This window comes from Variovorax sp. P4_D9, from assembly GCF_056401695.1.
Genome location: NZ_JBFUIU010000043.1, coordinates 1 through 25,424, shown reverse-complemented (window position 1 = coordinate 25,424; position 25,424 = coordinate 1). Strand labels below are relative to the sequence as shown.

The 25,424-nt window shown below is 69.0% G+C and carries 28 protein-coding genes; 8 read left to right on the top strand and 20 right to left on the bottom strand.

The window, feature by feature from the left end; translation table 11 throughout:
• From AC1DY5_RS07450 to AC1DY5_RS07440, 3 genes are all read right to left on the bottom strand, one after another.
• Positions 1–600 (bottom strand): quinone oxidoreductase family protein (locus tag AC1DY5_RS07450; RefSeq protein WP_478110268.1); only part of this gene is annotated, 600 nt, incomplete at its 3' end.
• 31 nt (positions 601–631) lie between these two features.
• Positions 632–1,441 (bottom strand): enoyl-CoA hydratase, encoded by an 810-nt coding sequence (locus AC1DY5_RS07445; protein ID WP_478110266.1) that lies wholly within the window; start codon positions 1,439–1,441, stop codon positions 632–634.
• A 1-nt stretch (position 1,442) separates the two neighbouring features.
• Positions 1,443–2,633: a CaiB/BaiF CoA transferase family protein gene (locus AC1DY5_RS07440; protein ID WP_478110263.1), complete on the bottom strand. Its 1,191-nt coding sequence runs from the start codon at positions 2,631–2,633 to the stop codon at positions 1,443–1,445.
• 141 nt (positions 2,634–2,774) lie between these two features.
• Here AC1DY5_RS07440 and AC1DY5_RS07435 point away from each other — a divergent pair, with 141 nt between their 5' ends.
• From AC1DY5_RS07435 to AC1DY5_RS07400, 8 genes are all read left to right on the top strand, one after another.
• Complete coding sequence (locus tag AC1DY5_RS07435; RefSeq protein WP_478110262.1) at positions 2,775–3,467, top strand: GntR family transcriptional regulator; 693 nt, start codon at positions 2,775–2,777, stop codon at positions 3,465–3,467.
• A 46-nt stretch (positions 3,468–3,513) separates the two neighbouring features.
• Positions 3,514–4,485, top strand: a complete 972-nt coding sequence (locus AC1DY5_RS07430; RefSeq protein WP_478110260.1) for a Bug family tripartite tricarboxylate transporter substrate binding protein — start codon at positions 3,514–3,516, stop codon at positions 4,483–4,485.
• A gap of 51 nt (positions 4,486–4,536) precedes the next feature.
• On the top strand, positions 4,537–5,907 hold the full coding sequence (locus AC1DY5_RS07425) for an MmgE/PrpD family protein (RefSeq protein WP_478110256.1): 1,371 nt from the start codon (positions 4,537–4,539) through the stop codon (positions 5,905–5,907).
• Positions 5,908–5,985: 78 nt separating this feature from the next.
• Positions 5,986–7,644: a carboxylesterase/lipase family protein gene (locus tag AC1DY5_RS07420; protein WP_478110251.1), complete on the top strand. Its 1,659-nt coding sequence runs from the start codon at positions 5,986–5,988 to the stop codon at positions 7,642–7,644.
• Between the two features lie 34 nt (positions 7,645–7,678).
• On the top strand, positions 7,679–8,515 hold the full coding sequence (locus AC1DY5_RS07415) for an ABC transporter substrate-binding protein (RefSeq protein WP_478110247.1): 837 nt from the start codon (positions 7,679–7,681) through the stop codon (positions 8,513–8,515).
• Positions 8,516–8,558: 43 nt separating this feature from the next.
• Complete coding sequence (locus tag AC1DY5_RS07410; protein ID WP_478110245.1) at positions 8,559–8,933, top strand: hypothetical protein; 375 nt, start codon at positions 8,559–8,561, stop codon at positions 8,931–8,933.
• Positions 8,934–8,942: 9 nt separating this feature from the next.
• Complete coding sequence (locus tag AC1DY5_RS07405; RefSeq protein ID WP_478110243.1) at positions 8,943–9,470, top strand: hypothetical protein; 528 nt, start codon at positions 8,943–8,945, stop codon at positions 9,468–9,470.
• A gap of 181 nt (positions 9,471–9,651) precedes the next feature.
• Entirely contained in the window at positions 9,652–10,281 is a 630-nt protein-coding gene (locus tag AC1DY5_RS07400; protein ID WP_478110241.1) for a hypothetical protein, read from the top strand.
• 42 nt (positions 10,282–10,323) lie between these two features.
• On the opposite strand, the gene AC1DY5_RS07395 is transcribed toward AC1DY5_RS07400, so the two are convergent.
• The 17 genes from AC1DY5_RS07395 to AC1DY5_RS07315 form a co-directional block, all read right to left on the bottom strand.
• Positions 10,324–11,298 (bottom strand): Bug family tripartite tricarboxylate transporter substrate binding protein, encoded by a 975-nt coding sequence (locus AC1DY5_RS07395; protein ID WP_478110239.1) that lies wholly within the window; start codon positions 11,296–11,298, stop codon positions 10,324–10,326.
• A 32-nt stretch (positions 11,299–11,330) separates the two neighbouring features.
• Positions 11,331–12,509, bottom strand: coding sequence for a thiolase (locus tag AC1DY5_RS07390; protein ID WP_478110237.1), 1,179 nt, complete (start codon positions 12,507–12,509; stop codon positions 11,331–11,333).
• On the bottom strand, positions 12,506–12,901 hold the full coding sequence (locus AC1DY5_RS07385) for a Zn-ribbon domain-containing OB-fold protein (RefSeq protein ID WP_478110275.1): 396 nt from the start codon (positions 12,899–12,901) through the stop codon (positions 12,506–12,508). Before AC1DY5_RS07385 ends, AC1DY5_RS07390 begins: the two co-directional genes overlap by 4 nt.
• The gene (locus AC1DY5_RS07380) at positions 12,895–13,698 is read right to left on the bottom strand and encodes an enoyl-CoA hydratase/isomerase family protein (protein ID WP_478110235.1); all 804 of its coding nucleotides are present in this window, start codon (positions 13,696–13,698) and stop codon (positions 12,895–12,897) included. Before AC1DY5_RS07380 ends, AC1DY5_RS07385 begins: the two co-directional genes overlap by 7 nt.
• Positions 13,695–15,380: a long-chain-fatty-acid--CoA ligase gene (locus AC1DY5_RS07375; protein ID WP_478110233.1), complete on the bottom strand. Its 1,686-nt coding sequence runs from the start codon at positions 15,378–15,380 to the stop codon at positions 13,695–13,697. Before AC1DY5_RS07375 ends, AC1DY5_RS07380 begins: the two co-directional genes overlap by 4 nt.
• Positions 15,377–16,513, bottom strand: coding sequence for an acyl-CoA dehydrogenase family protein (locus tag AC1DY5_RS07370; RefSeq protein WP_478110273.1), 1,137 nt, complete (start codon positions 16,511–16,513; stop codon positions 15,377–15,379). Before AC1DY5_RS07370 ends, AC1DY5_RS07375 begins: the two co-directional genes overlap by 4 nt.
• Positions 16,514–16,530: 17 nt before the next feature.
• Positions 16,531–17,358: an SDR family NAD(P)-dependent oxidoreductase gene (locus AC1DY5_RS07365; protein ID WP_478110231.1), complete on the bottom strand. Its 828-nt coding sequence runs from the start codon at positions 17,356–17,358 to the stop codon at positions 16,531–16,533.
• Positions 17,359–17,380: 22 nt separating this feature from the next.
• A complete protein-coding gene (locus tag AC1DY5_RS07360) occupies positions 17,381–17,806 on the bottom strand; it encodes a MaoC family dehydratase (protein ID WP_478110228.1) in 426 nt (141 codons plus the stop codon).
• 14 nt (positions 17,807–17,820) lie between these two features.
• Positions 17,821–18,264 carry a MaoC family dehydratase N-terminal domain-containing protein gene (locus AC1DY5_RS07355; RefSeq protein ID WP_478110224.1) on the bottom strand — a complete coding sequence of 148 codons (444 nt, stop codon included), beginning with the start codon at positions 18,262–18,264 and terminating at the stop codon, positions 17,821–17,823.
• The gene (locus AC1DY5_RS07350; RefSeq protein WP_478110271.1) at positions 18,261–19,448 is read right to left on the bottom strand and encodes a lipid-transfer protein; all 1,188 of its coding nucleotides are present in this window, start codon (positions 19,446–19,448) and stop codon (positions 18,261–18,263) included. Before AC1DY5_RS07350 ends, AC1DY5_RS07355 begins: the two co-directional genes overlap by 4 nt.
• A gap of 107 nt (positions 19,449–19,555) precedes the next feature.
• A complete protein-coding gene (locus tag AC1DY5_RS07345; RefSeq protein WP_478110221.1) occupies positions 19,556–19,990 on the bottom strand; it encodes a PaaI family thioesterase in 435 nt (144 codons plus the stop codon).
• A complete protein-coding gene (locus AC1DY5_RS07340; protein WP_478110218.1) occupies positions 19,987–20,802 on the bottom strand; it encodes an SDR family oxidoreductase in 816 nt (271 codons plus the stop codon). The genes AC1DY5_RS07345 and AC1DY5_RS07340 overlap by 4 nt, the downstream gene beginning before the upstream one ends.
• Before the next feature lie 5 nt (positions 20,803–20,807).
• Positions 20,808–21,794: a tripartite tricarboxylate transporter substrate binding protein gene (locus tag AC1DY5_RS07335; RefSeq protein WP_478110215.1), complete on the bottom strand. Its 987-nt coding sequence runs from the start codon at positions 21,792–21,794 to the stop codon at positions 20,808–20,810.
• Positions 21,795–21,825: 31 nt separating this feature from the next.
• Entirely contained in the window at positions 21,826–22,245 is a 420-nt protein-coding gene (locus AC1DY5_RS07330) for a PaaI family thioesterase (protein WP_478110212.1), read from the bottom strand.
• Complete coding sequence (locus AC1DY5_RS07325; RefSeq protein ID WP_478110209.1) at positions 22,242–23,744, bottom strand: class I adenylate-forming enzyme family protein; 1,503 nt, start codon at positions 23,742–23,744, stop codon at positions 22,242–22,244. The genes AC1DY5_RS07330 and AC1DY5_RS07325 overlap by 4 nt, the downstream gene beginning before the upstream one ends.
• A gap of 114 nt (positions 23,745–23,858) precedes the next feature.
• Entirely contained in the window at positions 23,859–24,872 is a 1,014-nt protein-coding gene (locus AC1DY5_RS07320) for an AraC family transcriptional regulator (protein WP_478110207.1), read from the bottom strand.
• A gap of 74 nt (positions 24,873–24,946) precedes the next feature.
• A partial coding sequence (locus AC1DY5_RS07315; protein ID WP_478110203.1) for a CoA transferase occupies positions 24,947–25,424 on the bottom strand: 478 nt, incomplete at its 5' end.

Genomic DNA, 25,424 nt, shown 5'->3' with positions numbered 1-25,424 from the left:
CTCCAGCACCGCGCCGGCGAAGTCGGCGGCCCGGGTGCGGATCGCGACGTCCAGGCCGAGCGGCCGCAGCATGGCCAGTTTGTCGTTCGAGCCCGAGGTCCCGATGACCTTCGCCCCCAGCACCTTCGCGAGCTGCAGCGAGGCCACGCCGACGCCCGAGGACACCCCGTTGACCAGCACCCACTCGCCGGGCTGGACGCGCCCCTGCAGCACCAGCATGTCGTAGGACACCAGGAAGGTCATCGCGATGCCAGCCGCCTCTTCCCAGGACAGGGCGGCGGGGACCGCGATGGCCTCGGCCTGGTCCATCAGCGCGTACTCGGCAAAGGCGCCGGCGCAGCGCCCCATCACCCGGTCGCCCGGCTTGAAGCGCGTGACCTCGGCGCCCACGGCGACCACTTCGCCGGCGCCCTCCCCGCCGATCGCCTTCCAGCTGCCGGCCTCGCCGTGCAGGCCATGGCCGGCCACGAACTCGCCGCGGTTGAGCGCCGCGGCCCGCATGCGCAGCAGCAGCTGCTGCGGACCGGGCTGCGGCATGGGGGTCTCGCGCAGTTCAAGCACGGTGGCCGTGTCGCTCATCTGCATCCAGTAGGACTGCATGGTGTCTCTCTCTCTCTCGTCGTTCGTGTGGCTAGCGGCCCTTGAAGACCGGCTTGCGCTTCTGCATGAAGGCGCTGCGGCCCTCGGTGTAGTCGGCGCTCTCGAAGCAGCCGCGGATCAGCGAAGTGCACAGCGCCAGGTCGAGCTCGGGCGAGGGCTTGAGGATCTCGCGCGTGATCGCCTTGCCGGCCGCGATGGTCAGCGGCGCGTTGTCGGCGATGGCGCCGGTGTATTCGGCCAGCAGCGCGTCGAGCGCCTCGGGCGCGCAGAAGCGCGAGACCAGGCCCAGCGACTTCGCCTCCGCCGCATCGATGCGCCGGGCGGTGAAGAACAGGTCCTTGGCCGCCCCCGGTCCGATCAGGTCGACCAGGTTCTTCATCGCCGAGTAGCGATAGCCCAGGCCCAGCCGTGCCGCGGGAATCGAGAACACGGCATCGGCCGCGGCGATGCGGATGTCGCAGCTGATCGCCACGTTGACGCCGCCGCCGATGCACCAGCCGCGGATGCAAGCCAAAGTCGGTTTCGGGATGTCGTGGATCGTCATCAGCGCCTCCTCAGCCATCGCCTCGTAACGGGACACGGCCTCGCGCGCGGCGCGCATGTCCTCGAACTGCGAGATGTCGGCGCCCGAGACGAAGGCCTTCTCGCCGGCGCCCGAGAAGACGACCAGGCGCACCCGGTCGTCGTCCTGCGCGATGCGCAGCAGCGGCGGCACGGCTTCCCACATGTCGACCGACAGCGCGTTGTGCCGCGCGGGGTTGTTGAAGCGGATATGCAGGGTGGATGCATCGAGCCAGGTCTGGACGCGCTCGGTAGGCGATGCATAGGTGGGGTTCGACATCTCAATAGACTCCGGTGGCTTTCATGCGGGCGATCTCGTCGGCGCCGATGCCCAGTTCGAGCAGCACTTCCTCGGTGTGCTCGCCGCGGCGCGGCGCGGCGCGGGCGATGGTGCTGGGCGTGCGCTCGAGTTGCATCGGCTGGCCGACCAGCCGCTGGCGGCCGAGCCGAGGCGAGACCACTTCCTTGACCATGCCCAGGTGCTCGATCTGCGGTTCGGCGAAGACTTCCCGCATGTCGCTGATGAGGCCGCAAGCCACCCCGCCGGCATTGAACCGCTCGATCCAGTGGCTGCGGTCCTGCGCCGCCAGCCGCTGCTCGATCTCGGCATTGAGCGCATCGCGGTTGACCGAGCGCGAGGGCTTGTCGTGGTAGCGCAGGTCGGTGATCCATTCGGGCGCACCGAGGATCTGGCAGAAGCGCTCCCAGATCTTCGAGCCGAAGACCGCGATGTTGAGGTAGCCGTCGCGCGCCTTGTAGACCCCGGTCGGGATGCTGGTCGGGTGGAAGTTGCCGGCCTGGCTCGCGACTTCGCCATCGATCAGGTAGCGCGATGTCTGGAAATCCATCATGTAGACCATCGACTCCAGCAGCGAGGTGTGCAGCCACTGGCCGCGGCCGGAGGCCTCGCGCTCGAGCAGCGCGACCAGGATGCCCTGCGCCGCGAAGATGCCGGCGCAGAGGTCGGCGATCGGGATGCCGACCCGCACCGGGCCGTCGGCGGGCAGGCCGGTCACCGACATCAGGCCGCCCATGCCCTGCGCGATCTGGTCGAAGCCCGGACGGGTCGCCAGCGGGCCGGTCTGGCCGAAGCCGGAGATGCTGGCGTAGACCAGGCCGGGGTTGTCGGGCGCCAGCGATTCGTAGTCGATGCCGAGCCGGACCTTGACGTCGGGCCTGAAGTTCTCGACCACCACGTCGGCGCCGGCGATCAGCCGCTTCAGCGTCGCGACGCCCGCGTCCTCCTTGAGGTTCAGCGTGATCGAGCGCTTGTTGCGATGGGTGTACTGGTAGTCGGAGCCGTCCTGCCCGCCCAGCGTGTCGTCGCCGCGCATGTGCTCGGGCATCTGGACCTGGATGACGTCGGCGCCCCAGTCGGCCAGTTGGCGGCAGGCCGTGGGGCCGGCGCGAACCTGGGTCAGGTCGACGACACGGAAGCGTTGCAGGGCGGAGGAGGCTGGCAGGTGGGGCATTCGGTGGCCGCGGGTGATTTTGAACGGTGGATTGTTTTCACTGACCAGCTTAAGTGTCAACACTTTTATTGAAATAGAGAACATTTCTATCGCATTTCACCGCCGAGTCGTATACGATATTTCGAAGACGAAAGATGTTCCATGCTGCCCTGGCTCGCCCGACCCACCCCTGAAGACCTGTCCGCCGTGCGCGATGTCCCGCTCGCCAAACTGGTCCGCGACGACATGCTGACGATGATCCTGCGCGGCGAACTTCTGCCCGGCCAGCGCATCAACGAGCCCGATGTCGCCGCCCGGCTCGGCATCTCGCGGGTGCCGGTGCGAGAGGCGCTGCGCGAGCTCGAGAGCACCGGGCTGGTGGTGGCGCGCAAGCACGCCGGCGTTTTCGTGCGCGAGCCCAGCGCGGACGAGGTCCGCGATCTCTACGAGATGCGCGGCCTGCTCGATGGCCTGGCGGGGCGGCGCGCCGCCCGGCTCGCGGACGAACCCCGCATCGCGCTGGCCGATCGGCTCGACGCCTTCATCGCCGCCATGAAGGCCGCCGCGGCCGCGCACGAGGTGCAGCGCTACTACCTCGAGAACCTGAACTTCCACTGGGCGATCGTCGAAGCCGCCGGCAACCACGCCCTGGCGGACAGCTACCGCGGCGTGGTGCAGAAGCTGCACCTGTCGCGCTTGAAGAACCTGTCGCAGGACACCGGCATGCGGGCATCGATCGCCGAGCACGCCAAGATCGCCCGCGCGCTACGCAAGGGCGACATCGCCCGCTGCGAGGAACTGATGGCGCGCCACGTGAACGACGCCTACGACCGCCTGCAGCGCTGCCCGCCCTGAACGGCAGCGCCCGCGTGACCCCGAACAATTATCAGGAGACAAATCCATGCAACGCCGCGCCTTCACCCTCGCCCTCCCCTTCGCCCTGACGGGCCTTCATGGCCTCGCCCGCGCCCAGGCCTTCCCGAACCGGCCGATCCGCTACATCGTGCCGGTGGCGGCGGGAGGCGGCAGCGACATGGTGGGCCGCACCGTGACCGAGCGATGGGGCAAGCTGCTCAACCAGACCTTCGTGGTCGACAACCAGGGCGGCGGCGGCGGTGTCATCGCCTCCCAGAACACCGCCCATGCGCCGGCCGACGGCTACACGCTGATGCAGGGCTATGTCGCCACGCATGGCACCAGTCCGGCGACGCGGCGGCTGTCCTACGACCCGGTCAAGGACTTCACGCCGATCGGCATGATCGGCGGCACGCCCAACGTGCTGGTGGTCAACGTCGATGTGCCGGCCAAGGACTTCGCGCAATTTGTCGCCTATGCGAAGAGCAACCCGAACAAGCTGAGCTACGGCTCGGCCGGGGCCGGATCGCTGACCCACCTGACCATGGAGCTGTTCAAGCAGCAGACCGACCTGCAGATGACCCACGTGCCCTACCGCGGCATCGCGCCGGCCTTCACCGACCTGATGGGCGGACAGACCCAGGCCATGTTCCCGGGACTGGCCGCCGCCATGCCGCACATCAAGTCGGGGCGTGCCCGGCCGCTGGCCGTCACCGGCAAGGCCCGCCATCCGCAGATCAAGGACGTGCCGACGCTCGAGGAACTGGGCCTGAAGGGCTTCGACGCCATGCAGTGGTACGGCGTGGTCGGACCGGCCGGCATGCCCGCCGACGTGGTGCGGGTGCTCAACGAAACGCTCAACACGGTGCTCAAGGCCCCCGACATGAGCGAGAAGCTGGCGATCGAAGCGATCGAGCCCATGCCGATGAGCCCGCAGCAGTTCGGCGACTACATCCGCGCCGACGTGGCGCGCTGGACCCAGCTCGCCCGCGACCGAAATATCCAGCTCGAGAACTGAGCCCCGACTTTCCTTTTCCACTCCCACCGATCAAGCGAAGACTTTTCATTCATGGCACGCAATACCCAGGTCGCCGCCGACCACAACGCCCCCCTCGTCACCCGCATCCTTGCCGACTACGTCGCCGGCCACGCCTCGCGCGGCTGGAGCGACGCGGTCGACCACGAGGCCCATCGGACCTTCCTCAACTGGCTGGGCTGCGCCGTCGGCGCGGCACGGCACGAAGCGGTCGAAGCCGCGCTGGCCGCCGTGCAGGTGCTGCAACCGGCGCCGCAAGCCACCCTGCTCGGGCGCAGCGAAAAGGTCGACATCGGCAGCGCCGCGCTGCTCAACGGCATCAGCTCGCACACCTTCGACTTCGACGACACGCACCTCAAGACCATCATCCATCCGGCCGGCCCGGTCGCCTCGGCGCTGCTGGCGCTGGCGGAGCACACCGGCGCCAGCGGCCGCGCGGTGCTCGATGCGCTGGTGCTCGGCATCGACGTCGCCTGCCGGCTCGGCAACACGGTCTATCCCGACCACTACGACCGCGGCTGGCACATCACGGGCACCACCGGCATGCTGGGCGCGGCGGCCGGCTGCGCCCGCCTGCTCGGGCTAGACGCCGACCGCACCGCGATGGCGCTCGGCATCGCGGCTTCGCAGCCGGTCGGCCTGCGCGAGCAGTTCGGCACCATGACCAAGCCCTTCCATCCGGGCGGCGCCGCGCGTGCCGGGCTGATGGCGGCCTTGATGGCGCAGCATGGCTACACCGCGAGCCCGCGGGCGATTGAGGCGCCGCGCGGCTGGGCCCAGGTGGTGTCGACCAAGTACGCCTGGAACGAGGTCACAGACGAACTCGGCGAGCGCTTCGAGATCTCGTTCAACAGCTACAAGCCCTTCGCCTGCGGCATCGTGATCCATCCGAGCATCGATGCCTGCGTGCAGCTGCGCGATCGCGGCGTCCAGCCCGAGCAGGTCGAGCGCATCGAACTCAAGGTCCATTCGCTGGTGCTCGAGCTCACCGGCAAGAAGGAGCCGGCCGACGGCCTGCAAGGCAAGTTCAGCGTCTACCACGGCTGCGCGGCCGGGCTGGTGTTCGGGCGGGCGGCGGAAGAGGAGTTCGCCGACGAGATCGTGAACCGGCCCGACGTCGTCGCGCTGCGCCGGAAGGTCGTGGCGACGGTCGACGATGGCATCGACGAGGCCAGCGCAGACGTCACAGCGGTGCTCACGGACGGCCGCCGCGAGCATGTGTTCGTCGCGCATGCGATCGGCTCGCTGCAGCGCCCGATGAGCGACGCCGACCTGGAGCGCAAGTTCCACGGCCTGTCGGACGCGATCCTCGGCGCGCCGCAGACGACCGCGCTGCTGGGCGCCTGCTGGGCGCTTGGCGCGGCTTCGGACGTCCGCGAACTGACCCGACTGGCGCGCCCCTAGGCCCCTAGGCCCCTAGGCCCCCTAGGCGGAGCCTTCAGCCACCACGCATGCCTCCCCCTGCATCCAGGAGAACAACCGATGAAATCCAAGGCGATGCTTCTCATCCTGCTCCTGCTGGGGAGCGCCGTATCGAGCGTGTCGGCCCAGGCCACGGACCCGGTCCTGTCGATCGAAGGCGGGAAGATCCGCGGCGTCGCGACCGAAGCGCCGGGCGTGACGCTCTTCAGGGCGGTCCCGTTCGCGGCGCCTCCCGTGGGCCCCAATCGCTGGAAGGCGCCCCAGTCGGTGCAGGCATGGTCCGGCGTGCGGGACGGCGCCGCATGGCCCAACCGATGCTTTCAGCTCGCCAACGCCAATCCACCCGGGACCTTCTATTTCAACGAGTTCTACTGGGACTCGTCCAAGGATCCGAAGGACAGCGAAGACTGCCTCTACCTGAACATCTGGGCGCCGCAGAAGGCCGCCGGCGCCACGCTGCCGGTGATGGTGTTCTTCCACGGCGGCGGCAACCGGCACGGCAACGTCTCTGAGGTCGAATTCAATGCCGCCAGGCTGGCCGCCAAGGGCATCATCGTCGTGACCACGGCCTACCGCCTGAACCTCATGGGATTCCTCGCCCTGCCTGGCATGAACGAATACGGCGCCGGTAACTTCGCCATCCTCGACGGCGTCGAATCGCTCAAGTGGGTCAGCAAGAACATCCGGGCCTTCGGCGGCGATCCCGGCCGGGTGACGATCGCCGGCCAGTCGGCCGGATCGCGCAACGTGCGGGCCCTGATGTCGACGCCGCTGTCGAAGGGCTTATTCCAGCGCGCCATCATGCACAGCAGCCCCACCGTCATGGCGCAGCCGGACAAGCTGAACTTSGTGGCGCTCGAGGACAAGGCGGCCGCGGCCGCCCCCGCGTTCCAGAAGCTCTTTCCCGGCAAGACCCTCGACGACCTCAGAAAGATCCCGGCGGAGGAGTTCTACAAGGACGAGGCCAAGGCCGACCCGATGTTCGCCGTGACGAGCGGGAAGTACGCGGCCATCGACGGCACGGTCCTGAGCCGGGAATCGGTCGACCTGCTGAAAGCCGGCGCGCTCAACGGCGTGGACGTCATGGTCGGCACCGTGGCCGACGAGCGGACGGCGCTGGATGGCGCGCCGGACAAGCAGATGGAAGTCGCAGACTTCCATGCGTACTGGAAGAAGCTGCTGGGCGAAGACCTCTACGCCAGGTACCGGTTCGAGAAGCTGTACCCGGCCTCCACCCGGACAGATGCCTACCGCCAGCATCTCAAGGCCCAGGCCGACATGGCGCTCGAGCAGAACCGGATCGCGGGCACGGTGCTGAAGGCGCAGAACCCCGGCAGCAAGGTCTTTGTCTTCTACTTCGATCACCCCACGCCCGGACGCGACCGCGAGTACTACGGCTCGTGGCATTCGTCGGATCTCTGGTACGTCTTCAACTCGCTGCGCAACGAGCCCGGCCAGCGTGCATGGAGACCCTCCGATTTCGAACTGGCGGAGCAGGCGTCATCGTACTGGGCCAATTTCGTCAAGACGGGCGACCCCAATGGAGACGGCCTGCCGACCTGGCGCCAGAGCGACCGATCCAACAACGGCGCCTACCTGTGGTTCGCAGAGAAATCGACGGGCTCGACCAGCGGGTCGCCGTATGCAGGCACGACGGCCGAAGGCCGCAACGCGCTGTTCCATGACTACGAGATGAGCTACTACGGGCTGGACAGGTAGTGCGCCCCCAAGCAACCGCCATCGAATGACGCCCATGAAGAAGCTCCTCTCCCTGATCCTGGCCGCCGCAATCGCCGCCATCCTCGCGGGCTGCGCCAGCAAGCCCACCGACGCGCGGGCCGGCGTCATCGCCGAGCTCGGCGGCGCGAACAAACTGCGGGTCGCGATCAACCTCGGCAATCCCATCCTCGCGAGTCGCAGTGCAGCGGGCGACCTCCAGGGCGTCTCGGTGGACCTCGCGCGCGAGGCAGGCCGCCGCCTCGACCTGCCGATCGAACTGGTGGCGTTCAACTCCGCCGGCAACGTGGTCGAAGCCGTGAAGGCGCGGCAGGTCGACCTGGCCTTCGTCGCAATCGACCCGGTGCGCGCGGCGGACATGGAATACACCGCGCCCTACGTGATCATCGAAGGGGCCTACCTGGTGCGCACCGGCTCGCCGCTGCAACAAAATGACGACGTCGACCGCCCAGGCACCCGTGTCGCCGTCGGCCGCGGCAGCGCCTACGACCTGTACCTCACGCGCGCACTGAAATCCGCGACCCTGGTGCGCGCGCCGACCTCACCCGAGGTGACCAACCTGTTCCTGGCGCAGAAGCTCGAGGTTGCCGCCGGCGTGAAGCAGCAGCTGGAAGCGGACGCCAAGCGCGTCGGCGGCGTCCGCCTTCTGCCAGGACGCTTCATGGTCATCGAACAGGCGATGGGCGTGCCCAAGGGCCGGGTCGCGACCCAGGCCTGGCTCAGCGGCTTCATCGAGGAGATGAAGGCCTCCGGCTTCGTCGCGGCATCGCTGCAGAAGCACGGCATCGAAGGTGCCGGCGTGGCGCCCCCTGGGCGACCTCCGAACATCGACAGGCTGCCCTCCGGCCGATAGCATGACTGCTGCGTACTCAGCGATTCAACTCCTTGGAGATGTCGTGAAAACCCTGATCGCCGCAGCAGCCGGACTCACGATGGCGGTGTCGTCCACGGCGTTCGCCCAGCCCCGGCACTCTCCGCCGCCTCGTCACGACTCGTCTGCGAACAATGCAGCGGCAGCCTTGGCGGCCGTCGCGATCGGCGGCGTCATCGCGGCGGCGATCGCCAAGGACCGGGAGCAGCACCAGTACCAATACCCGTACCCGTACCCGCCCTACGGCTACGGCGCCAACCCCTATCCGCCGCCGCCACCACCGACCGACAACGTGTCCTTCTCTCCGGCCCCCGGTGTCATGTGCTACGGCGCCCAGCGCGCCTGCTTCAGGGGCATGGTCTACGCAGCGGACTGGTCTGCACAGGTTTTTCAGTACTGAGGGCGACGSATGAGAAACATCGCCTGCCTTCTTTGTATGGCGGCGCTCGCCGCCTGCACCACCGCGCCGCAGCAAGACAGCGCCAAGCCCGCGCCACCACCGGTTGCGGCGCCGGTGCCGCCTCCCCCTCCGGCACCGGCACCCGACATCGCGCCGAGCGAGGCCGGCAAGGCCGAGGTCATGAAAGTACTGGTCGACACCATGACTCCCTGGTGGACGCCGGAGCAGCGTGGGCTGATGTTCTATGTCGGCTACTTCAGCGCGGCGTCGGCGATGTGCGACACGCTGGAAATCGACCAAGCGAAGGTCGACACCTTGATCCGCACGAAATTCCTGCAGCCACAGAACAGGCCCAAGGGCCCGGCGACCGGGAACGAACTGCGGTTTCGCAAGGAGATCTTCCTGATGCACCTGGGCATGGTGACCGGCGCCGTGATGGGATCGCACCGGGGCGACCTGCCTGGGTTCTGCGCCGATGCCGCCGACATGAAGGTCAAGATTCCGGGCACATCCAATCTGTTCAAGCTTTCCAAGTAGCCCGAGCAGGCCTCGTTCTCGGGCGGCCCGCGACGGGCGAGGCGGATCCGAATCCCACCTACGCGAAGGCGGAGTCCCGGACTGCCCCGCGCTCTCGCGGTGAAGGTCAATATGGCGCTTCGACTCGACAAGGCGGCTCCGCGAGTGCGCAGGCAAGGGGTAGACGATGACACACCGAATCTTGGCAATCACCGTGGGGGCGATGTTCAGCCTCCGAAGAGCCACTGCGCTCCTGACGCTGGTTCTTGCGGCATGCGCAACTGCGCCTCAGCCTTGGGGGGAGTGGACCGATCCGGCGCTGGGAAAGGACTCCAGGATCTTGAGAATGGACAAGACTCTCATCGCCTGCGAGACCTTCGATCTTACGACCCGCCAGTTGTGCCAGGACGGCCTCATTCAAGAGCTTGAACTGAGAGGCGCTCACCCCGTCGTCGTTCCGGCAGCGACCCAGCTGTTCGGCCGCGAACTGGAGAGTCAGCTGGCAACGAGTGCGGCCGCCGTCGGARCCAACGCCGTGTTCATTCTGACGCTGGCGCCGGCAACGACCGCGCTGGGATCCGGACTGTCCGTTGGCGTTGGCGGCTTCAGCTTCGGCAGGAACAGTGGAGCCGGCATCGGTCTGAGCTTTCCAGTGGGAGGCGGCTGGGGGAGCACCGGCTTTTCGGCCAATGGCCGCGTGACCGATGTTCGCAATGGCCGCGTGGTGTGGAGCAGCAGCTTCGTTTCCTCGTCCTCGTCGGACCTCGGCGCACAGTTCAGAAGCCTAACCCGCGCCGTGCTCGACTCGGCACAAAACGCAGGCCTGCTCTGAATCGCTTGTCAGCTGATGCCCGCGCGTTGAAGCGACGCGCGCTCACTGCGCCAGCGTGATGTTGGCGTCTTTGACGATCCTGGCGTAGATCGCGGCGTCCGCACGCAGCACCTTCCGGAACTCTTCCGGCGTGCAATCCGCGACCTGCAGGCCCAGCGCCTCGATCTTTGCCGTGACATCCGGCAGACGCAGGATGCGGTTGATTTCCTCCGACAGCTTGTGGACCACCGGCGCCGGCGTCCCGGCCGGAAGGAACACGCCGAACCAGCCATAGGGATCGAAGGAGTGATAACCCAGCTCGACGAAGGTCGGCACGTCCGGCAGCCCCGGCATGCGCTGGGTACCGGTCACCGCCAGGGGCCGCATCGATTTCAGGTGCGGCCGGGCGCTTGCGCTGTCGATGAAGGCCGAAGCGAGCTGGCCGCCGACCAGGTTGGTGACCAGCGGCGCAGCACCCTGGAAAGGCACATGCACCAGGTCGATGCCGGCCTGCATGTTCAGCAGCGCGCCCTGGATGTGGGCCGAGGTGCCGGCGCCATAGCTGCCGAAGTTGTACTTGCCGGGGCTGGCCTTCACCATCGCGATGAAGTCCTTCAGGGTCCTGGCGGGCGAATCGAGCGGCACCGCCAGCAGGCTCGGGCTGCGCGCGATCATCGTGACCGGCGCCAGGTCCTTGAGCGGATCGTAGGGCAGCTTGTCCATGAGCGGCGGCTGCTGGATCAGCGCCGTGATGCCGATCAGCATCGTGTAGCCGTCGGGCGGCGCCTTGACGACGAATTGGTTGCCGATGGTGCCACCGGCGCCGGGCCGGTTCTCCACCATCGTCACCTGCCCCCAGGCTTCCTGCAGCTTCTGTGCGATGGTGCGCGCCAGAGTGTCGGTGGCACCGCCGGCGGGGTACGGCACGATCAGCTTCAGCGGCTGGCTGGGATAGCTCGTCTGCGCCAAGGCCGGAACGGCCAGCAGGCTGGCCAGTCCGGCCGCCACGCAGAGCCTGCGCATCTTCGATGTCTTCATGGGCTTTTGTCTCCTCTGGGGGTGAATAGAAATCAGAGCGTGTCGTTGGTACCGAGGATCGCGGTGGCCTGGCTCGACAGCATCCCGCCGTTGCCGTGCGCGAGCGCGGTGCGGACCCCCGCCACCTGCCGCTCGCCGGCTTCGCCGCGCAGCTGCCGCACCGCCTCGATCAGCGCGAAGATGCCGTACATGCCGGGGTGCACGCAGGACAATCCGCCGCCGTTGGTATTGACCGGCAGTCTGCCGCCGGGTGCGATGGCACCGTCGGCAACAAAGCGGCCGGCCTCGCCCTTGCGGCAGAAGCCCAGGTCTTCGAGGAACAGCAGCGTGTTGATCGTGAAGGCGTCGTACAGCTGCACGACGTCGATGTCCGCCGGCGCGAGCCCCGCCATTGCGAAGGCCTCGCGGCCCGACTGGCTGGCCGCCGTGACCGTGAGGTCCGCCATCGAGGAAATCTGCCGGTTCCACACCGCCGTGGCATTGCCCAGCACGTAGACAGGCTTCTTCGGCAGGTCCGGCGCGCGCTCCGCGCTCACCAGCACGAACGCGCCGCTGCCATCGGTGACCAGGCAGCAGTCGCGCACGGTCAGGGGGTCCGAGACCATCCGGGCAGCCAGCACGTCCTCGCGCGTCAGCGGATCGCGCATGAAGGCTTCCGGGTTGAGCCGCGCCCAGGCGCGGGCGGCCACCGCGACCTCGGCCAGCTGCTCGCGCGTGGTGCCGAACGCGTGCATGTGGCGCGAGGCGGCCAGCGCATAGGCGGACACCGGCAGCATCGGCTCGTAGGGTTGCTCGTAGGGCTGCGGGTCGAGGAAGCGGCGCGCCGCGACGATCTCGCGCCGCCCGAAAGCGGCGCTGCGCTGTGCGCTGCCATAGCAGACCAGCACCGCGCTGCACTGGCCGGAGCGGATCGCCTGCATCGCCGGCAGCAGGTGCGCGACGAAGCTGCTGCCGCCCAGCATCGTGCCGTCGATGTAGCGCGGATTCAGTCCGAGGTACTCGACCACCGGCAAGGGCCACATCGCGGCCGAAGCACTCGCGGTGCAGAGCCCGTCGATGTCGCTCATCGCGAGGCCGGCGTCGGCCACGGCCGCCCGGGCCGAGCGCGCCAGCAGCTCCATGTCGGTGAAGCCGGGCGCCTCGCCGCAGCCGAATGTGGYGACGCCCGCGATGGCGGCGCTGCCACGCAGCGCCTTCAGTCCGGCGCTCATGGCTTGGCTCCTTCGAGCGCGTCGAACAGCAGCAGACCGCGCCCATCCTTCAGCTGCACCCTGGCCTTGACGCGCTGGCCGATGCGCACCGCGTCGGGCGAGAGGTTGTCGACCCGGCTCATGAGCCGCACGCCTTCGTCGAGGTCGATCAGGCTGACATTGAGGTCGCCGCCGTCGGCGGGCTTGTGCCGCACCGTGGTGACAGCATGCACGGTTCCGAGGCCGACGGGCGCCGTCCATTCGAGCGCCGTGCTGCCGCAATGCGGGCAGCTTTCGCGCGGGTAGTAGACATGGCGGCCGCAATCGGCGCAGCGCTGCAGCAGGAATCGGCCGGCGTCGAGCTCTCGCTGGTGGAAGGCCTGTACGCCGATGGCGGTGTCCGAAGTCACGATGCACTCTCCTTGTTCGCCGGCCACTGGAACGGCAGCGGCTGCTTGTCGAGAAAGCGCTGCACCGCGTCACGGTGCTCGGCGCTGCCGAAGGCCAGCGCCTGCGCGTTGGCCTCGGCATCGAACAGTGCGGCCAGGGCCCCGGCATCGCCGGTGGCGCGCTTYACCAGGCTCACGGCCAGCGGCGACGCACCCGCGAAGCTCTCGGCCAGGGCCAGCGCGCGCGGCATCAGATGGTCGGCGTCGTGCAGTTCCATCGCAATGCCGAGGTCGCGGGCTTCGACGGCCCCGACCTCGCGCGCCGACAGCATCAGTTCGCGCGCCCGCTGGGCACCCACCACGCGCGGCAGCAGGTAGAAGGCACCGCAGTCCGGAACCAGGCCCAGCTTGAGGAAGGACATGCAGAAGCGCGCCCGCGGCGACGCCAGCACGAAGTCGGCGGCCAGCGCCAGGCTGAAGCCGGCGCCGTAGGCGGCGCCGTCGACGGCGGCGATCACCGGCTTGTCCATCAGGATCAGGTCGCTGAACCAGCGCTGCGTGCCCTGCATGCGGGTGCGCCAGCCGGCGTTGTCGAGGTCGGCGTCGGCTATGCCGCGCAGGTCGCCGCCGGAACAGAACTGGCCGTTGGCACCGGTCAGCACCAGCGCGCGGACCTCCGCATCGGCGCGTATTTGCGCGATGACCTGGGCCAGTTCGTCGCGCAATGCGGCGCTGAAGGCGTTGCGGTTGGCCGGGCTGTCCAGCGTCAGCACGGCGGTGCCGCCCTGGCGCACGCAGCGCAGCGTCGTGAGCTCGTTCATGGAGGGGGCTCCTGGGCGGCGGCGCGATGCGCTTCCTGCAGTTCGCGCCAGAGAATCTTTCCGGTGCCGGACTTCGGCAGGCTGTCGAGGAACTCGACGACACGGGGCGCCTTGTAGACCGCCATGCAGTCGCGGCACCAGGCCACGATGTCCTGCTCGCTGACGCGGCCGCGCTGCTGCGGCTTCAGCACCACCAGCGCCTTGACGGTCTCGCCGCGCCTGCCGTCCGGCACCGCGATCACGCAGGCCTCGTGGATCGCCGGATGCTGGTACATCGCGTTCTCGACCTCGGTGGGCCAAACCTTGTAGCCGGACGCATTGATCATCCGCTTGAGGCGATCGCGCAGAAAGAAATAGCCCTCCTCGTCCATCGAGGCCAGGTCGCCGGTGCGGAAGAAGCGCTGGCCGTCGATCTCGATGAAGGCATCGCGGTCGGCGGCCGAATTGCGCCAGTAGCCCTTCATCAGCTGCGCGCCGCGCGTCACGAGCTCGCCGACTCCGCCGGGCGGCAGCGGCTCGAGGCTGACCGGGTCGACGATGCGCGAATCGACACCCTGCGTCGGCATGCCCAGGCACTGGCGCTTGCCGCGCGCGATCGGGTTGGCATGCAGGAAGGACGCAGTCTCCGTAAGGCCGTAGCCCTCGTTGTAGGCCAGGCCGTAGCGCTGCGAAAGCATGGCCGAGACCGCTTCGGGCATCGCAGCGCCGCCGCCCGAGAGCAGGGCCAGGCTGGACAGGTCGTGACGCTGTGCTTGCGCATGCGAGAACAGGTCGATCACCATCGCCGGCGGCGCCGACCAGGCGCTGACCGCGTGGCGCTCGATCAGGCGCGCGGCCATCGCGGGATCCCAGCGCGGCATCATCACCGCAGTGGCGCCGAGGAAGATCGGCAGGTTCATGCCGTTCTGCAGGCCCAGCATGTGAAAGAGCGGCGCGACCGCGAGCGTCACCGTTTCGACGTGCAGCTGCTTCCACACCGCCGAGGAAGCCAGCGAGGCCAGCAGCGTCGCATGCGTGTGCATGCAGCCCTTGGGATGTCCCGTGGTGCCGGAGGTGTAGGGCAGCACGGCCAGATCGTCGGGCGACAGGGCCGGCGTGGTGGGCGAAAGCGCCAGCGAGATCGCCTGTTCGAAGCCATGCAGCGACGCATCGTCCTCGCGCTGTGCGCGGGGCGCCGTGACCCAGCCGGGCAGTTCGTCGTCGCCCGCCGGCGCGATGGCATCCGAATAGGCATGAACGATGACGTGGCGCAGCTCGCCCTCCCCCTCGCCCAGCGCCAGCACGGGCAGCAGGTCCTGCGCGGCGAAGGCGACGCGGGCTCCGCTGTCGACGGCATAGTGGCGCACCTCCGCGGACTTGCTCATGGGGTTCACCGGCACCACGACGGCACCGGCGCGCAGCACGGCGTAGAAGGCGATGACGAACTGCGGGCAGTTCTGGCTCGCGAGCAGCACCCGCTCGCCCGGCGCGACGCCCAGGCGCTGCTGCAGGTAGGCGGCCAGCGCGTCGACGCGCCGCCGCAGATCGGCATAGGTGGTCATCGCGCCGCAGTAGGCGATCGCCGGCTTGTCGGGAAAGCGGCTCGCCGCCGTCTCCAGGCATTCGGGCAAGGTCGCGCGCGGCACCCGCAGCACGCGCGCCACGCCCTTGGGCCAGAAGCGCAAGTGCGGCGCCGGATTCATAACTCCCGCTCCAGTGCCCGGGCAATGATCTCCTTCATCACCTCGTTGGCGCCACCGTAGATGCGGCCGACGCGCACATCGGCATAGAGCCGCGCGATCGGGTACTCGTTCATGAAGCCGTAGCCGCCGTGCAGCTGCAGGCACTCGTCGACGATGCGGCAGCAGGCATCGGTGGTCCACCACTTGGCCATCGCCGCGGTCGGCACGTCGAGCTGGCCGGCCATCAGGCGGGCGATGCAATCGTCCACGAAGGCGCGCGCCACCTGCGCCTGGGTCTCGCATTCGGCCAACTTGAAGCGCGTGTTCTGCATCTTGAGCAGCGGCTCGCCGAAGACCTGGCGGTCGCGCACATAGGCCACGGTCTCGGCGATCGCCCGCTGCATGGTCGCGACCGCGCCGACCGCGATCAGCATGCGCTCGCGCGGCAGCTGCTGCATGAGCTGCGCGAAGCCGCGGCCCTCCTCGCCGCCGAGCAGGCAGTCGACGCCCACGCGCACGTCGTCGAAGAACAGCTCGGTGGTGTCCAGCGTCTTCTGGCCCATCTTGTCGAGCAGCGGACCACGACGGAAGCCCGGCGTGCCTTCGGTCTCGACCATCAGCAGCGAGATGCCCCTGGCGCCGCCCGCGGCATCGGTCTTCGCCGCGACGCAGACCAGCCCGGCATGCATGCCGTTGGTGATGAATGTCTTGTTGCCGGTGATGCGCCAATGACCGCCATCGCGCCGCGCCTTCGTCTTGATGCGCTRCAGGTCGGTGCCGGCGCCGGGCTCGGTCATCGCGATGGCCGCCACCAGCTCGCCGCTGGCCATGCGGGGCAGCCAGCGGCGCTTCTGTTCCTCGGTGCCGTAGGCCAGCAGGTAATGGGCCACGATGCCGCTGTGCACGTTGTTGCTGAAGCTCTGCGCCATCGCGCGCATCTGCTCCTCGCAAATCACCGCCTCGTGCAGGAAGCTCCCGCCGCCGCCACCGTAGGCCTCCGGGAGGCTCGCGCACAGCAGGCCGGCCTGGCCCGCTCGGGTCCAGATGTCGCGATCGGCATGCTGCTGCGCGCGCCAGCGCGACTCGTTGGGAACGCATTCGCGCTCGAAGAACCGGCGCGCGCTGTCGCGCAGCATCTGCAGCTCTTCGTTCATCCACGGCCGCGTGGCGTTCACGGCCGCCCGCCTCCGCAGACCAGCACCTGCCCGCTGACGTAGTTCGATTCCGGGATGCAGAACATGTAGACGGCACCGGCCGCCTCCTGAGGCGTGCCGCCACGGCCCAGTGGAATCAGGGCCTCGGCGTTCTTGAGGATCTGCGGGTTGACGCCGACCTTGATCTGCCGGCCCTCGATGTCGATGCTGGCGCCGGCGGCGGCGTCCGCCTCGGTCAGACGGGTCTTGATCAGGCCGAAGGCGACGCTGTTGACGTTGACCTTGTAGCGGCCCCATTCCTTGGCCATCGCCTTGGTCAGGCCGTTGATGCCGGCCTTGGCGGCCGCGTAGTTGGCCTGGCCCGCATTGCCGTACACGCCGGAGGTGGACGAGATGTTGACCACCTTGCGAAACAGCTCGCGGCCCTCGTCGACCTCGCGCCGGGCCGCGTCGCGGATGAAGCCGGAGGCCGCGCGCAGGATGCGGAAGGGCGCGGTCAGGTGCACGGCCAGCATCGCTTCCCACTGCTCGTCGGTCATCTTCTGCACCACGTTGTCCCAGGTGTAGCCGGCGTTGTTGACGATGATGTCCAGGCCGCCGTAGGTCTCGACGGCGGTGCCCACGAAGCGGTCGGCGAAGACGGCGTCGGTCACGCTGCCGACGCAGGCGATGGCGCTGCCGCCCGCGGCCACGATCTCGGCGACGGTCTGCGCGGCCGGATCGGCATCGAGGTCGTTGATGACCAGGCGCGCGCCTTCTTTTGCCAGCTTGAGCGCGATCTCGCGCCCGATGCCACGGCCGGAGCCGGAGACGATGGCGACCTTGCCTTCGAGTTTTCGGTTCATGTGTCTCTTCCTTGTTTCTGATTCACGGCCAGGCGACCAACGCCTCGCCGGCCAGCCTGGGAGCGCCATGCTGGTTAGTGGTGTCTACGTGCAGTCGCACGCAGCGCCTGCCTTCGTGCTCGAACTTCTCGGCGACCTTGCCGGTGCAGCGGATGTGCTCGCCCACCTGCGTGATGGCGGCGAAGCGAATGTCCAGCGATCGGATTGCCGACTGCGGCACCCAGTGCGTCAGCAGCCGGCCCAGCCATGCGGCCGACAACATCCCGTGCGCAAAAACGTCCGGCATGCCGGCGGAGCGCGCGAAGTCGGTGTCGACGTGAATCGGGTTGTGGTCGCCGGAGGCGCCGCAGTACAGCGCCAGCGTGAGACGGCTGAGGGCCGGAAGCTCCAGCGGCGGCAGGGTGTCGCCCGCTTGCAGAGCGTGCCAGTCGGGGAGGGTGGTGTTCATCGGCTGGCTTCCTTTCATGAATTCCGCACCACGGTCACGCAGCGCAGTTCGGCGACGAGTTCGCCACGMTGGTTGGTGACGCGCGTCAGGCGCACGACGAATTCCAGCGCGCCGCCCTTCTTGTCGTAGATGTCGGCGATGCGCTGCTGAAAGTTCAGCGTATCGCCCGCGTAGGCCATCGCGTGGTAGACGAAGCCCTGCTCGCCGTGCAGCAGGCTGCGGTAGTCCATGCCCAGCAGCTCACGGATGGCGGCGGGATCGGGCGCCTCCATCTCGAGGCAGAACAGGAAGGTCGGCGGCACCGGCAGGCCCGGGTGTCCCGCGGCGCGGGCGGCGGCTTCGTCGACATAGACCGGGTCGGTCTGCCCGGTGGCCTTGGCGAAGAAGCGCAGGCGGCCCGTCTCCACTTCGACCTGGAACGGCGGCAGCGTGTGGCCGATATGGCGGCGGTCGATCATTGCACCGATTGGTAGAGCGTGACGACGCAGGCGCCGCCGAGGCCCAGGTTGTGCTGCAGCGCGAGGCGCGCGCCCTCGACCTGGCGCTGCTCTGCCCGCCCGCGCAGCTGCCACACCAGCTCCGCGCATTGGGCGAGCCCGGTGGCGCCGAGCGGATGCCCCTTGGACAGCAGGCCGCCCGAGGGGTTGGTGACCACCCGGCCCCCATAGGTGTTGTCGCCCTCGACGATGAAGCGCTCGGCCGTGCCTTCGGGCGTCAGGCCCAGCGCCTCGTAGGTGATCAGCTCGTTGGCGGTGAAGCAGTCGTGCAGCTCGACGACGTCGAGTTCCTCGGGGCCGATGCCGGCGTCCTCGTACACCTGGCGGGCCGCGGCGGCCGTCATGTCGTAGCCCACCAGCTTGCGCATGTCGCGGCTCTCGAAGGTCGACGGCGTATCGGTCGTCATCGCCTGCGCCGCGATCACGACCCGCATGTCCAGGCCATGCTTCTTCGCGAACTCGGCCGAGCAGACGATCGCCGCGGCCGCGCCGCAGGTCGGCGGGCAGCACTGGAAGCGCGTGAGCGGATCGAACACCGGTGCCGAAGCCATCACCTCGTCGAGCGTCAGCGTCTGGCGGAACACCGCGAGCGGGTTGCGGGCCGCGTGTTGCCGCGCCTTGACCGCGATGCGACCGAAGGTGTCGCGGCGAATTCCGTACTGCGCCATGTAGTCGCGGCCGGCGCCGCCGAAGAACTGCGCCGCGCGCGGCGCCTCGGGGACGAAGCCCTGCTTCTCGGTCATGACCTCGGCGAAGCGCGCCATCGGCGACGGCCGGTCATCGTAGGCGCCCTTGAGCGCGCCGGGCTGCATCTGCTCGAAGCCGAGCGCGATCGCGCATTCGACCATGCCGCTCTCGACCGCCTGGCGCGCGAGGAACAGCGCGCTCGATCCGGTCGAGCAGTTGTTGTTGAGGTTGAAGACCGGGATGCCGGTCAGGCCGACGCCGTAGATGGCCGCCTGGCCGGCCGTCGAATCACCGTAGACATAGCCCACGTAGGCCTGCTGCACGAGCGCATAGTCGACGCCGGCATCGTCGAGCGCGAGCCGTGCGGCGCGCGCGCCCATCACGGTGTAGGGGTCGCTGGCACCGGGCTTGGTGAAGGGGATCATGCCCACGCCGACCACATGGACGGGGCGCTGCATACGCGTCATGGAAACTCCTGATGGGACTGGGGACGATGAAGACAAGTCTCGGCCGATGCGCCGGCCTCGACAATCGCGGATCGGGCCAAAACGATTGGCCGAAACGTTCACGCAAGGTCGCAATAGCGGAAGGTGCCCATGGCGCGCGCCGCCACCTCGCCGCCGGCGTCGATGACGGCGGCTTCGCAGAAGCACACCGAGCGGCCGCCGCCGGTGGTGATCCCCTTGGCCTGCAGCCGTCCGCTGGTGGGCCGCATGAAGGCGATATGCATATCGACCGTGACGACCTCGCGGCCATAGGCCACGCGCGACAGCGCGGCATGCGCCATCGCGCTGTCGAGCAGGGTCATCAGCACGCCGCCATGGCCGCGGTCATGGTTGTTCAGCAGCTCGGGGCGCAGTTCCACCGACACGATGGATTCGCCGGCTTCGGCGCGCTCGACCCGCAGGCCGAGGTGCTCCGAGAATGGAACGTAGCGCAGCGGCCCGCTGCGCGGCTTGTCGCCCTGCTCCCGCGGCGTCACGGCGAGGTGGACTCTCATGCCTCCTCCCGCTGCGATGCCGACGCCGCCGCGGTGAAGTCGCGCGGTCCTGTCAACCCCAGGCCGCCGTCGACGGGAATGACCGCGCCGGTGATGTAGGCGCCCCACTCGCTGGCCAGCAGCATCGCCATGCGGCTGATGTCATCGATGCGGCCGAGGCGCTTGAGCGGCACGCGCTCGGCCATCGCCTTCATCGTCTCGTCGGTCGGCGCGAGGCGCTTCAGCCCCTCGGTGTCGGCAATCGGTCCGGGAACGATGGAGTTGATGCGGATGCCCTGCGGCCCCCATTCGAGCGCCAGCACCCGCGTCAGCATGTCGACGCCTGCCTTGGCTGCGCAGACATGGGCCTGGAAGGGCGTCGGGATGAAAGCCTGCCCGGCGGAGATCTGGACCACGCAGGCGCCCGGCCTACGCAGGTGGGCATGCGCCAGCCGGGCGACGTTGAAGCTGCCGAGCAGGTCGATGTCGACCACCGTCTTGAAGGCGTTGGGCGACATGTCAAGCGCGCTGGCGAGGAAGTTTCCCGCCGCGCCCGAGACCAGCACGTCGATCGGACCGAAGCGGCTCGCGGCCTGCGCGAAGGCAGTCTCTAGCGCCGCCGGCTGGCGCACGTCCGCCGGAATCCCGAGCGCCTCGGTGCCGAGCGCTTCGAGCTGCTGCGCCGCCGTCGCGACCTTGTCGGGCGAACGGCTGAGCACCGTGATGCGCGCACCCGCACGGGCGAAGGCCTGGGCGATGCCGAAGTTGATGCCGCTGGAGCCGCCGGCCACGAATACATGGCGGCCCTTGAAGTCGAAGGCGGAGAAGTCCATGGTGTTCACTCCGGCTTGAAGCCGAGCTCGGCCAACATCTTCGCGTCGCGCCCGAACTGCGCCTTGGCATAGGCGGCGTAGGCATCGCCGTCGATCCACTTCGGCTGCATGTCGAACTGCTCCAGCTGGTTCAGGTAGGCCGGATCGGCAGCAGCCTTGCGGAAGGCGGCGACCAGCCGCGCGGCGATCTTCGGGTCCAGGTTCTTCGGCGCCACCAGGCCGACCGGCGACTCGATGACGAGGTCGTGGCCGAGCTCCTTCAGCGTCGGCACGCCCGGATAGCGCGGCAGACGCTCGGCGGTGAAGGTGGCCAGCAACCGCACCTTGCCGCCCTGCACCTGCGGGCCGAAGCCCGGGTCGCCATAGACGTCGAGATGGTGGCCGATCAGCGCCGTGAAGGCTTCGCCGCCGCCCTTGAAAGGCACCATGTTGAAGCTCGTGCCGTTCATGCGCGCGAGCCGCTCGCCATAGATGCGGTTGATGCTGGTGGCGCCCACGGTGCCCCAGCTGATCGCGCCGGGCCGCTTCTTGGCATCGGCGAGCAGTTCGTCCAGTGTCTTCCACGGCGCGTCGCTGGCCACCGCGATGCCGGTGGCCATTCCGAATAGGCCGGCCAGGTAGCTAAAGTCGCGCAGCGGATCCCAGTTGACCTTTTGCAGCAACGGCGCGCGGATCACCGAGTTGTGCATCACGGCCAGCGTGTAGCCGTCGGCCTCGTTCATCAGCGCTACCGAGCCCGGGCCCGTGATGCCGCCGGCGCCCGGCCGGTGCATCAGCACGATCGGTTGGCCAAGGTCGCGCGATGCGACGTCGGCCAACGCGCGGAACATCGGATCGAAGGAGCCGCCGGCAGGGAAAGGCATCACCAGGGTGATCGGCCTGCTCGGAAACGGGTCGGCGGCGAAGGCGGGAGCGGCCGCCGCGGCGGCGCCGAGCGCGAGCAGCGCAGCGACGGCCGAGCGACGCCGCATCGAGCGGAAGGGTGGGTTCATGGAGTCTCCTGTCATTCGGGTGGGCGGAAATTCAAGTGGCCCGCGGCAGCGGCAGATAGCGGAAGGAGCCCTGGGCCTGAGCGACGACACGCCCGGCGGCATCGCGGAGCGAGGCGCTGCACCAGGCGACGCCGCCATCGTGCCGAACGACTTCGCCATCCGCCGTGAGCGTGCCGCGACCCGGCTGCAGAAAACTCGTGTTGAGGTTGAGCGTCACGGCGGTGCGCTCGAAGTCGAACAGCGACACGGCCGCGCTCGCCATCACCACGTCGAGCAGCGTGGCCACCACGCCGCCATGCACCGCGCCGATGACGTTGCCGAGGTCCGGCCGCGCGTCGATGACGAGGCGAGCGCGCCCGCCTTCGGAGAACTCGCGGCGCACGCCCAGCAGCCGCATGAAGGGCACCTGGGCGAAGACGTTGCGCCGGTCATCGAACGCCACCGGCTTCACGCGCGCACCCTTTCACGCAGCACGTTCTTGAGCACCTTGCCGGCCGCCGACATCGGCAGATCGGGTACGAAGCTGATGCCACGGGGACACTTGTAGCCCGCGAGGCGCTCGCGGCACCAGGCGCGGAGTTCGTCCACGGTGATGGAGGCATCCCCGCCCGTCACCACGACGGCATGCACCGCCTCGCCCCAGCGCACATCCGGTACGCCGATGACCGCCGCGTTCGCGACCTGCGGATGCCTGCGCAGCGCGGCCTCCACCTCGGCGCAGTACACGTTCTCGCCGCCGCTGATGATCATGTCCTTGAGGCGATCGACGATGAACAGATGGCCATCGGGCAGCATGCGGCCCGCGTCGCCGGTGCGGAACCAGCCATCGCGAAAGGCGGCGGCCGTGGCTTCGGGATTGCGCCAGTAGCCCTGCATGACCATCGGTCCGCGCGTCAGCACTTCGCCCACTTCGCCGCACGGCAATTCGCGGCCGCTCTCGTCGGCGACGATGATTTCCGCGCCGAGGCCCGCGCGGCCCACCGAGTTCAGGCGGCCCAGCGCGCGCGCCTCGGGCCGGTGGTTCGCGGGCAGGTTGATGCACACCGCGCCCGCCGTTTCGGTGAGCCCGTAGGCCTGGAAGAACTCGGCATGCGCCCATGCGGCCAGCGCCCGGTCGAGTAGGTCGGGCGGCATCGGCGCGGCGCCGAAGGCGATGCGGTCGAGGCTGCGCACGCGCTCGGGCGTGAATGCGGGGTCATCGAGCAGCGACTGCAGCATGCTCGGCACCACCATGATGTCGCTGATGCCGTGCGCCGCGATCGCCTCGATCACCGACGCGGGACGAAATTGCGCCATCGTCACGCAGCTCCCGCCGACAATCAACTGCCCCACCAGGCGGCCAAGCCCGGCCACGTGGAACAGCGGCGCCACGAGCAGCGAGACCGAGTCCGGCGCGTTGTTGAGTTCTGCGCCGCGCGTCATCGACGCGCTCCAGAAGTTCGCGTGGCTCAGCATCACGCCCTTCGACCGGCCCGTGGTGCCGCCCGTGTAGAGGATCGCCGCGAGCGCGTCTCCGCTGGTGCGGGTGTCGGGCAGCGGCGCCAGCCTCGCGCCTTCTTCCTCGAACGCGCTCAGGTGCAGCGTGGCGGGCGCGCCGCCGGGCACCTGCGCGGCGAGCGACTCGTCGACGAGCAGCAGCGAGGCCTCGCTGTCCTCGAGCGCGAAGGCCAGCTCGGGCGTGCTCCAACGGATGTTCAGCGGACAGGCGATGGCGCCGAGCCACCAGCACGCGAGCATGGTGCACACCAGCCGGTCGCTGTTGGGCGAAAGCAGCGCCACGCGGTCGCCGCGCGCGATGCCGCGTTTGGCCAGCGCGGCCGCCTGGCGGGCGATGCCGTCCGCGAGCTGCGCATGCGTGTGGCGGCGCGTGCCGGCTTCGCCGACGTGAGTGAGCGCCGTCTTGTCGGGATTGCGCTGGAGCGCGCGATGCAGGCCTTGGGTCAGGTACATGCGGCACAGCTTAGGCCGTGACGCGCGCCGGACGAATGGCGGGAAGCGCCAAAGGGCTTGGCGGATCCGCTCAGACCGGCGCCGGGCCGTCACCAAGTGACGAGCGTGGGGGCCTCAGCGTTCGGCGCCGTGCACCAGGCGGTACTCGCCCGGGGCCACGCCGGTCCACTGCTTGAAGGCGCGATGGAAGGTGCTGGCTTCCGAGAAACCCACGCGGTTGGCGATGTCGAGCAGCGGCAACGGCGTGTGCAGCAGGTACTCGATCGCGGCGTCGCGCCGCAGTTCGTCCTTGATCTGCTGGAAGCCGCGGCCCTCGTCGCGCAGCCGGCGGCGCAGCGTCTGCGGCGTCACCGCCAACGCCTCCCCCACTTCCTCGAGCGAGGGCAGCTCGTCGCCGAGCCGCTTGCGCAGCAGCCGGCGGATGCGCTCGGTGAGGCTGCTGGTGTCGCGGTACTTGACGATCAGGTTGGCCGGCGAGCCGGCCAGGAATTCGCCCAGGCTCTGCGGCGACTGCACCACCGGCAAGTCGAGCCAGCGCGCCTCGAAGGACAGGCCGACGTGTGGCTGGCCGTAGCGGACCGGCACCTGGTAGACGCGCGAGATGTCGGTGATCGTGTGCTCGGCCGTGTAGTCGACCGCCAGCACCGGGATGCGGCGCGCCACGAGCCAGGAGAAGGCATTGAAGGCCAGCAGCATGAAGGCCTTGATCGCATAGTCGAGCCGCGCATCGGAGGCACGCCGCAGCACGAACTGCACATGCGCACTGCCGTCGGCCACCGACAGCCGCGGCACGAAGTCCTTCAGCAGCAGGTGATAGCAAGCGAAACCTTCCCGCAGGGCCTCGCCCAGCGTGGCGCAGCGCACCAGCCGCCGCATGCACTGGCCGAAGCTCCCGGGCGGCAGCGGATGGCTCAGCAGGCCCCAGAGTTCGTCGCGCAGCTCGCGCCGCAAGGCACGGATCAGCAGCGCGTACTGGCGCTGCGAGATGCGCGCCAACGGCGACTCCAGCAGCGAGGTCGCGATGCCCGCCCGGGCCAGCAACGGCGCGGCGTCGAGCCCGCGATGCCGCACCCCCATCAGGATGCCATGGACCTGCTGGATGGCGATGGTGTGGTGGGTGAGCGTCATTGAGAGTGGCGGTGGCGGCCCGGCCGATTGTAGGCAGCGTCCGCTGCCGCTCAGACCGGTGCCGGGACGGCGTTTCAACCGACGGCGCCGGCGCTGCGCAGCGCGGCCACGGCCGCTGCGTCGAGGCCGGCCTGCCGCAAGATCTCGTCGGTGTGTTCCCCGGCCCGCGGCGCGGGCCGCGGAGCGGACGGCACGAAGCCGGTCATCTTGACGGGACAGCCGAGTTGAAGTGCTGCCGCCGCTTCGTCCGCCACCCGCATGCCGCGCGCGCGGAAGTGCGCATGGTCCAGTGCCTCGTCGATGCGCAGCACCGGCGTGACGCAGCCGACACCGTCGTGGAACAGGCTGCGCCAATGCGCTAGCTGCCGGGCGCCGAAGATCGCGGCCAGCTCCGCGCGCAGGGCCTCTTCTGTCGCGTTATTGCCGCTGCGATGCAGCGGCACGAGGTCGGGGCGCTCGAGGATGCGGCACAGGTCGTCCCAGAACTTCGCCTCCAGCGCACCGACCGCGACCTGCCGGCCGTCGGCGGTGCGGTAGAAGCCGTAGCAGGCG

Bases quoted from the DNA above. Each gene is read 5' to 3' on its own strand.
- AC1DY5_RS07445 (WP_478110266.1), bottom strand. From the start codon at position 1,441: ATGTCGAACCCCACCTATGCATCGCCTACCGAGCGCGTCCAGACCTGG.
- AC1DY5_RS07440 (WP_478110263.1), bottom strand. From the start codon at position 2,633: ATGCCCCACCTGCCAGCCTCCTCCGCCCTGCAACGCTTCCGTGTCGTC.
- AC1DY5_RS07435 (WP_478110262.1), top strand. From the start codon at position 2,775: ATGCTGCCCTGGCTCGCCCGACCCACCCCTGAAGACCTGTCCGCCGTG.
- AC1DY5_RS07430 (WP_478110260.1), top strand. From the start codon at position 3,514: ATGCAACGCCGCGCCTTCACCCTCGCCCTCCCCTTCGCCCTGACGGGC.
- AC1DY5_RS07425 (WP_478110256.1), top strand. From the start codon at position 4,537: ATGGCACGCAATACCCAGGTCGCCGCCGACCACAACGCCCCCCTCGTC.
- AC1DY5_RS07415 (WP_478110247.1), top strand. From the start codon at position 7,679: ATGAAGAAGCTCCTCTCCCTGATCCTGGCCGCCGCAATCGCCGCCATC.
- AC1DY5_RS07405 (WP_478110243.1), top strand. From the start codon at position 8,943: ATGAGAAACATCGCCTGCCTTCTTTGTATGGCGGCGCTCGCCGCCTGC.
- AC1DY5_RS07395 (WP_478110239.1), bottom strand. From the start codon at position 11,298: ATGAAGACATCGAAGATGCGCAGGCTCTGCGTGGCGGCCGGACTGGCC.
- AC1DY5_RS07375 (WP_478110233.1), bottom strand. From the start codon at position 15,380: ATGAATCCGGCGCCGCACTTGCGCTTCTGGCCCAAGGGCGTGGCGCGC.
- AC1DY5_RS07365 (WP_478110231.1), bottom strand. From the start codon at position 17,358: ATGAACCGAAAACTCGAAGGCAAGGTCGCCATCGTCTCCGGCTCCGGC.
- AC1DY5_RS07360 (WP_478110228.1), bottom strand. From the start codon at position 17,806: ATGAACACCACCCTCCCCGACTGGCACGCTCTGCAAGCGGGCGACACC.
- AC1DY5_RS07350 (WP_478110271.1), bottom strand. From the start codon at position 19,448: ATGCAGCGCCCCGTCCATGTGGTCGGCGTGGGCATGATCCCCTTCACC.
- AC1DY5_RS07345 (WP_478110221.1), bottom strand. From the start codon at position 19,990: ATGAGAGTCCACCTCGCCGTGACGCCGCGGGAGCAGGGCGACAAGCCG.
- AC1DY5_RS07340 (WP_478110218.1), bottom strand. From the start codon at position 20,802: ATGGACTTCTCCGCCTTCGACTTCAAGGGCCGCCATGTATTCGTGGCC.
- AC1DY5_RS07335 (WP_478110215.1), bottom strand. From the start codon at position 21,794: ATGAACCCACCCTTCCGCTCGATGCGGCGTCGCTCGGCCGTCGCTGCG.
- AC1DY5_RS07325 (WP_478110209.1), bottom strand. From the start codon at position 23,744: ATGTACCTGACCCAAGGCCTGCATCGCGCGCTCCAGCGCAATCCCGAC.
- AC1DY5_RS07320 (WP_478110207.1), bottom strand. From the start codon at position 24,872: ATGACGCTCACCCACCACACCATCGCCATCCAGCAGGTCCATGGCATC.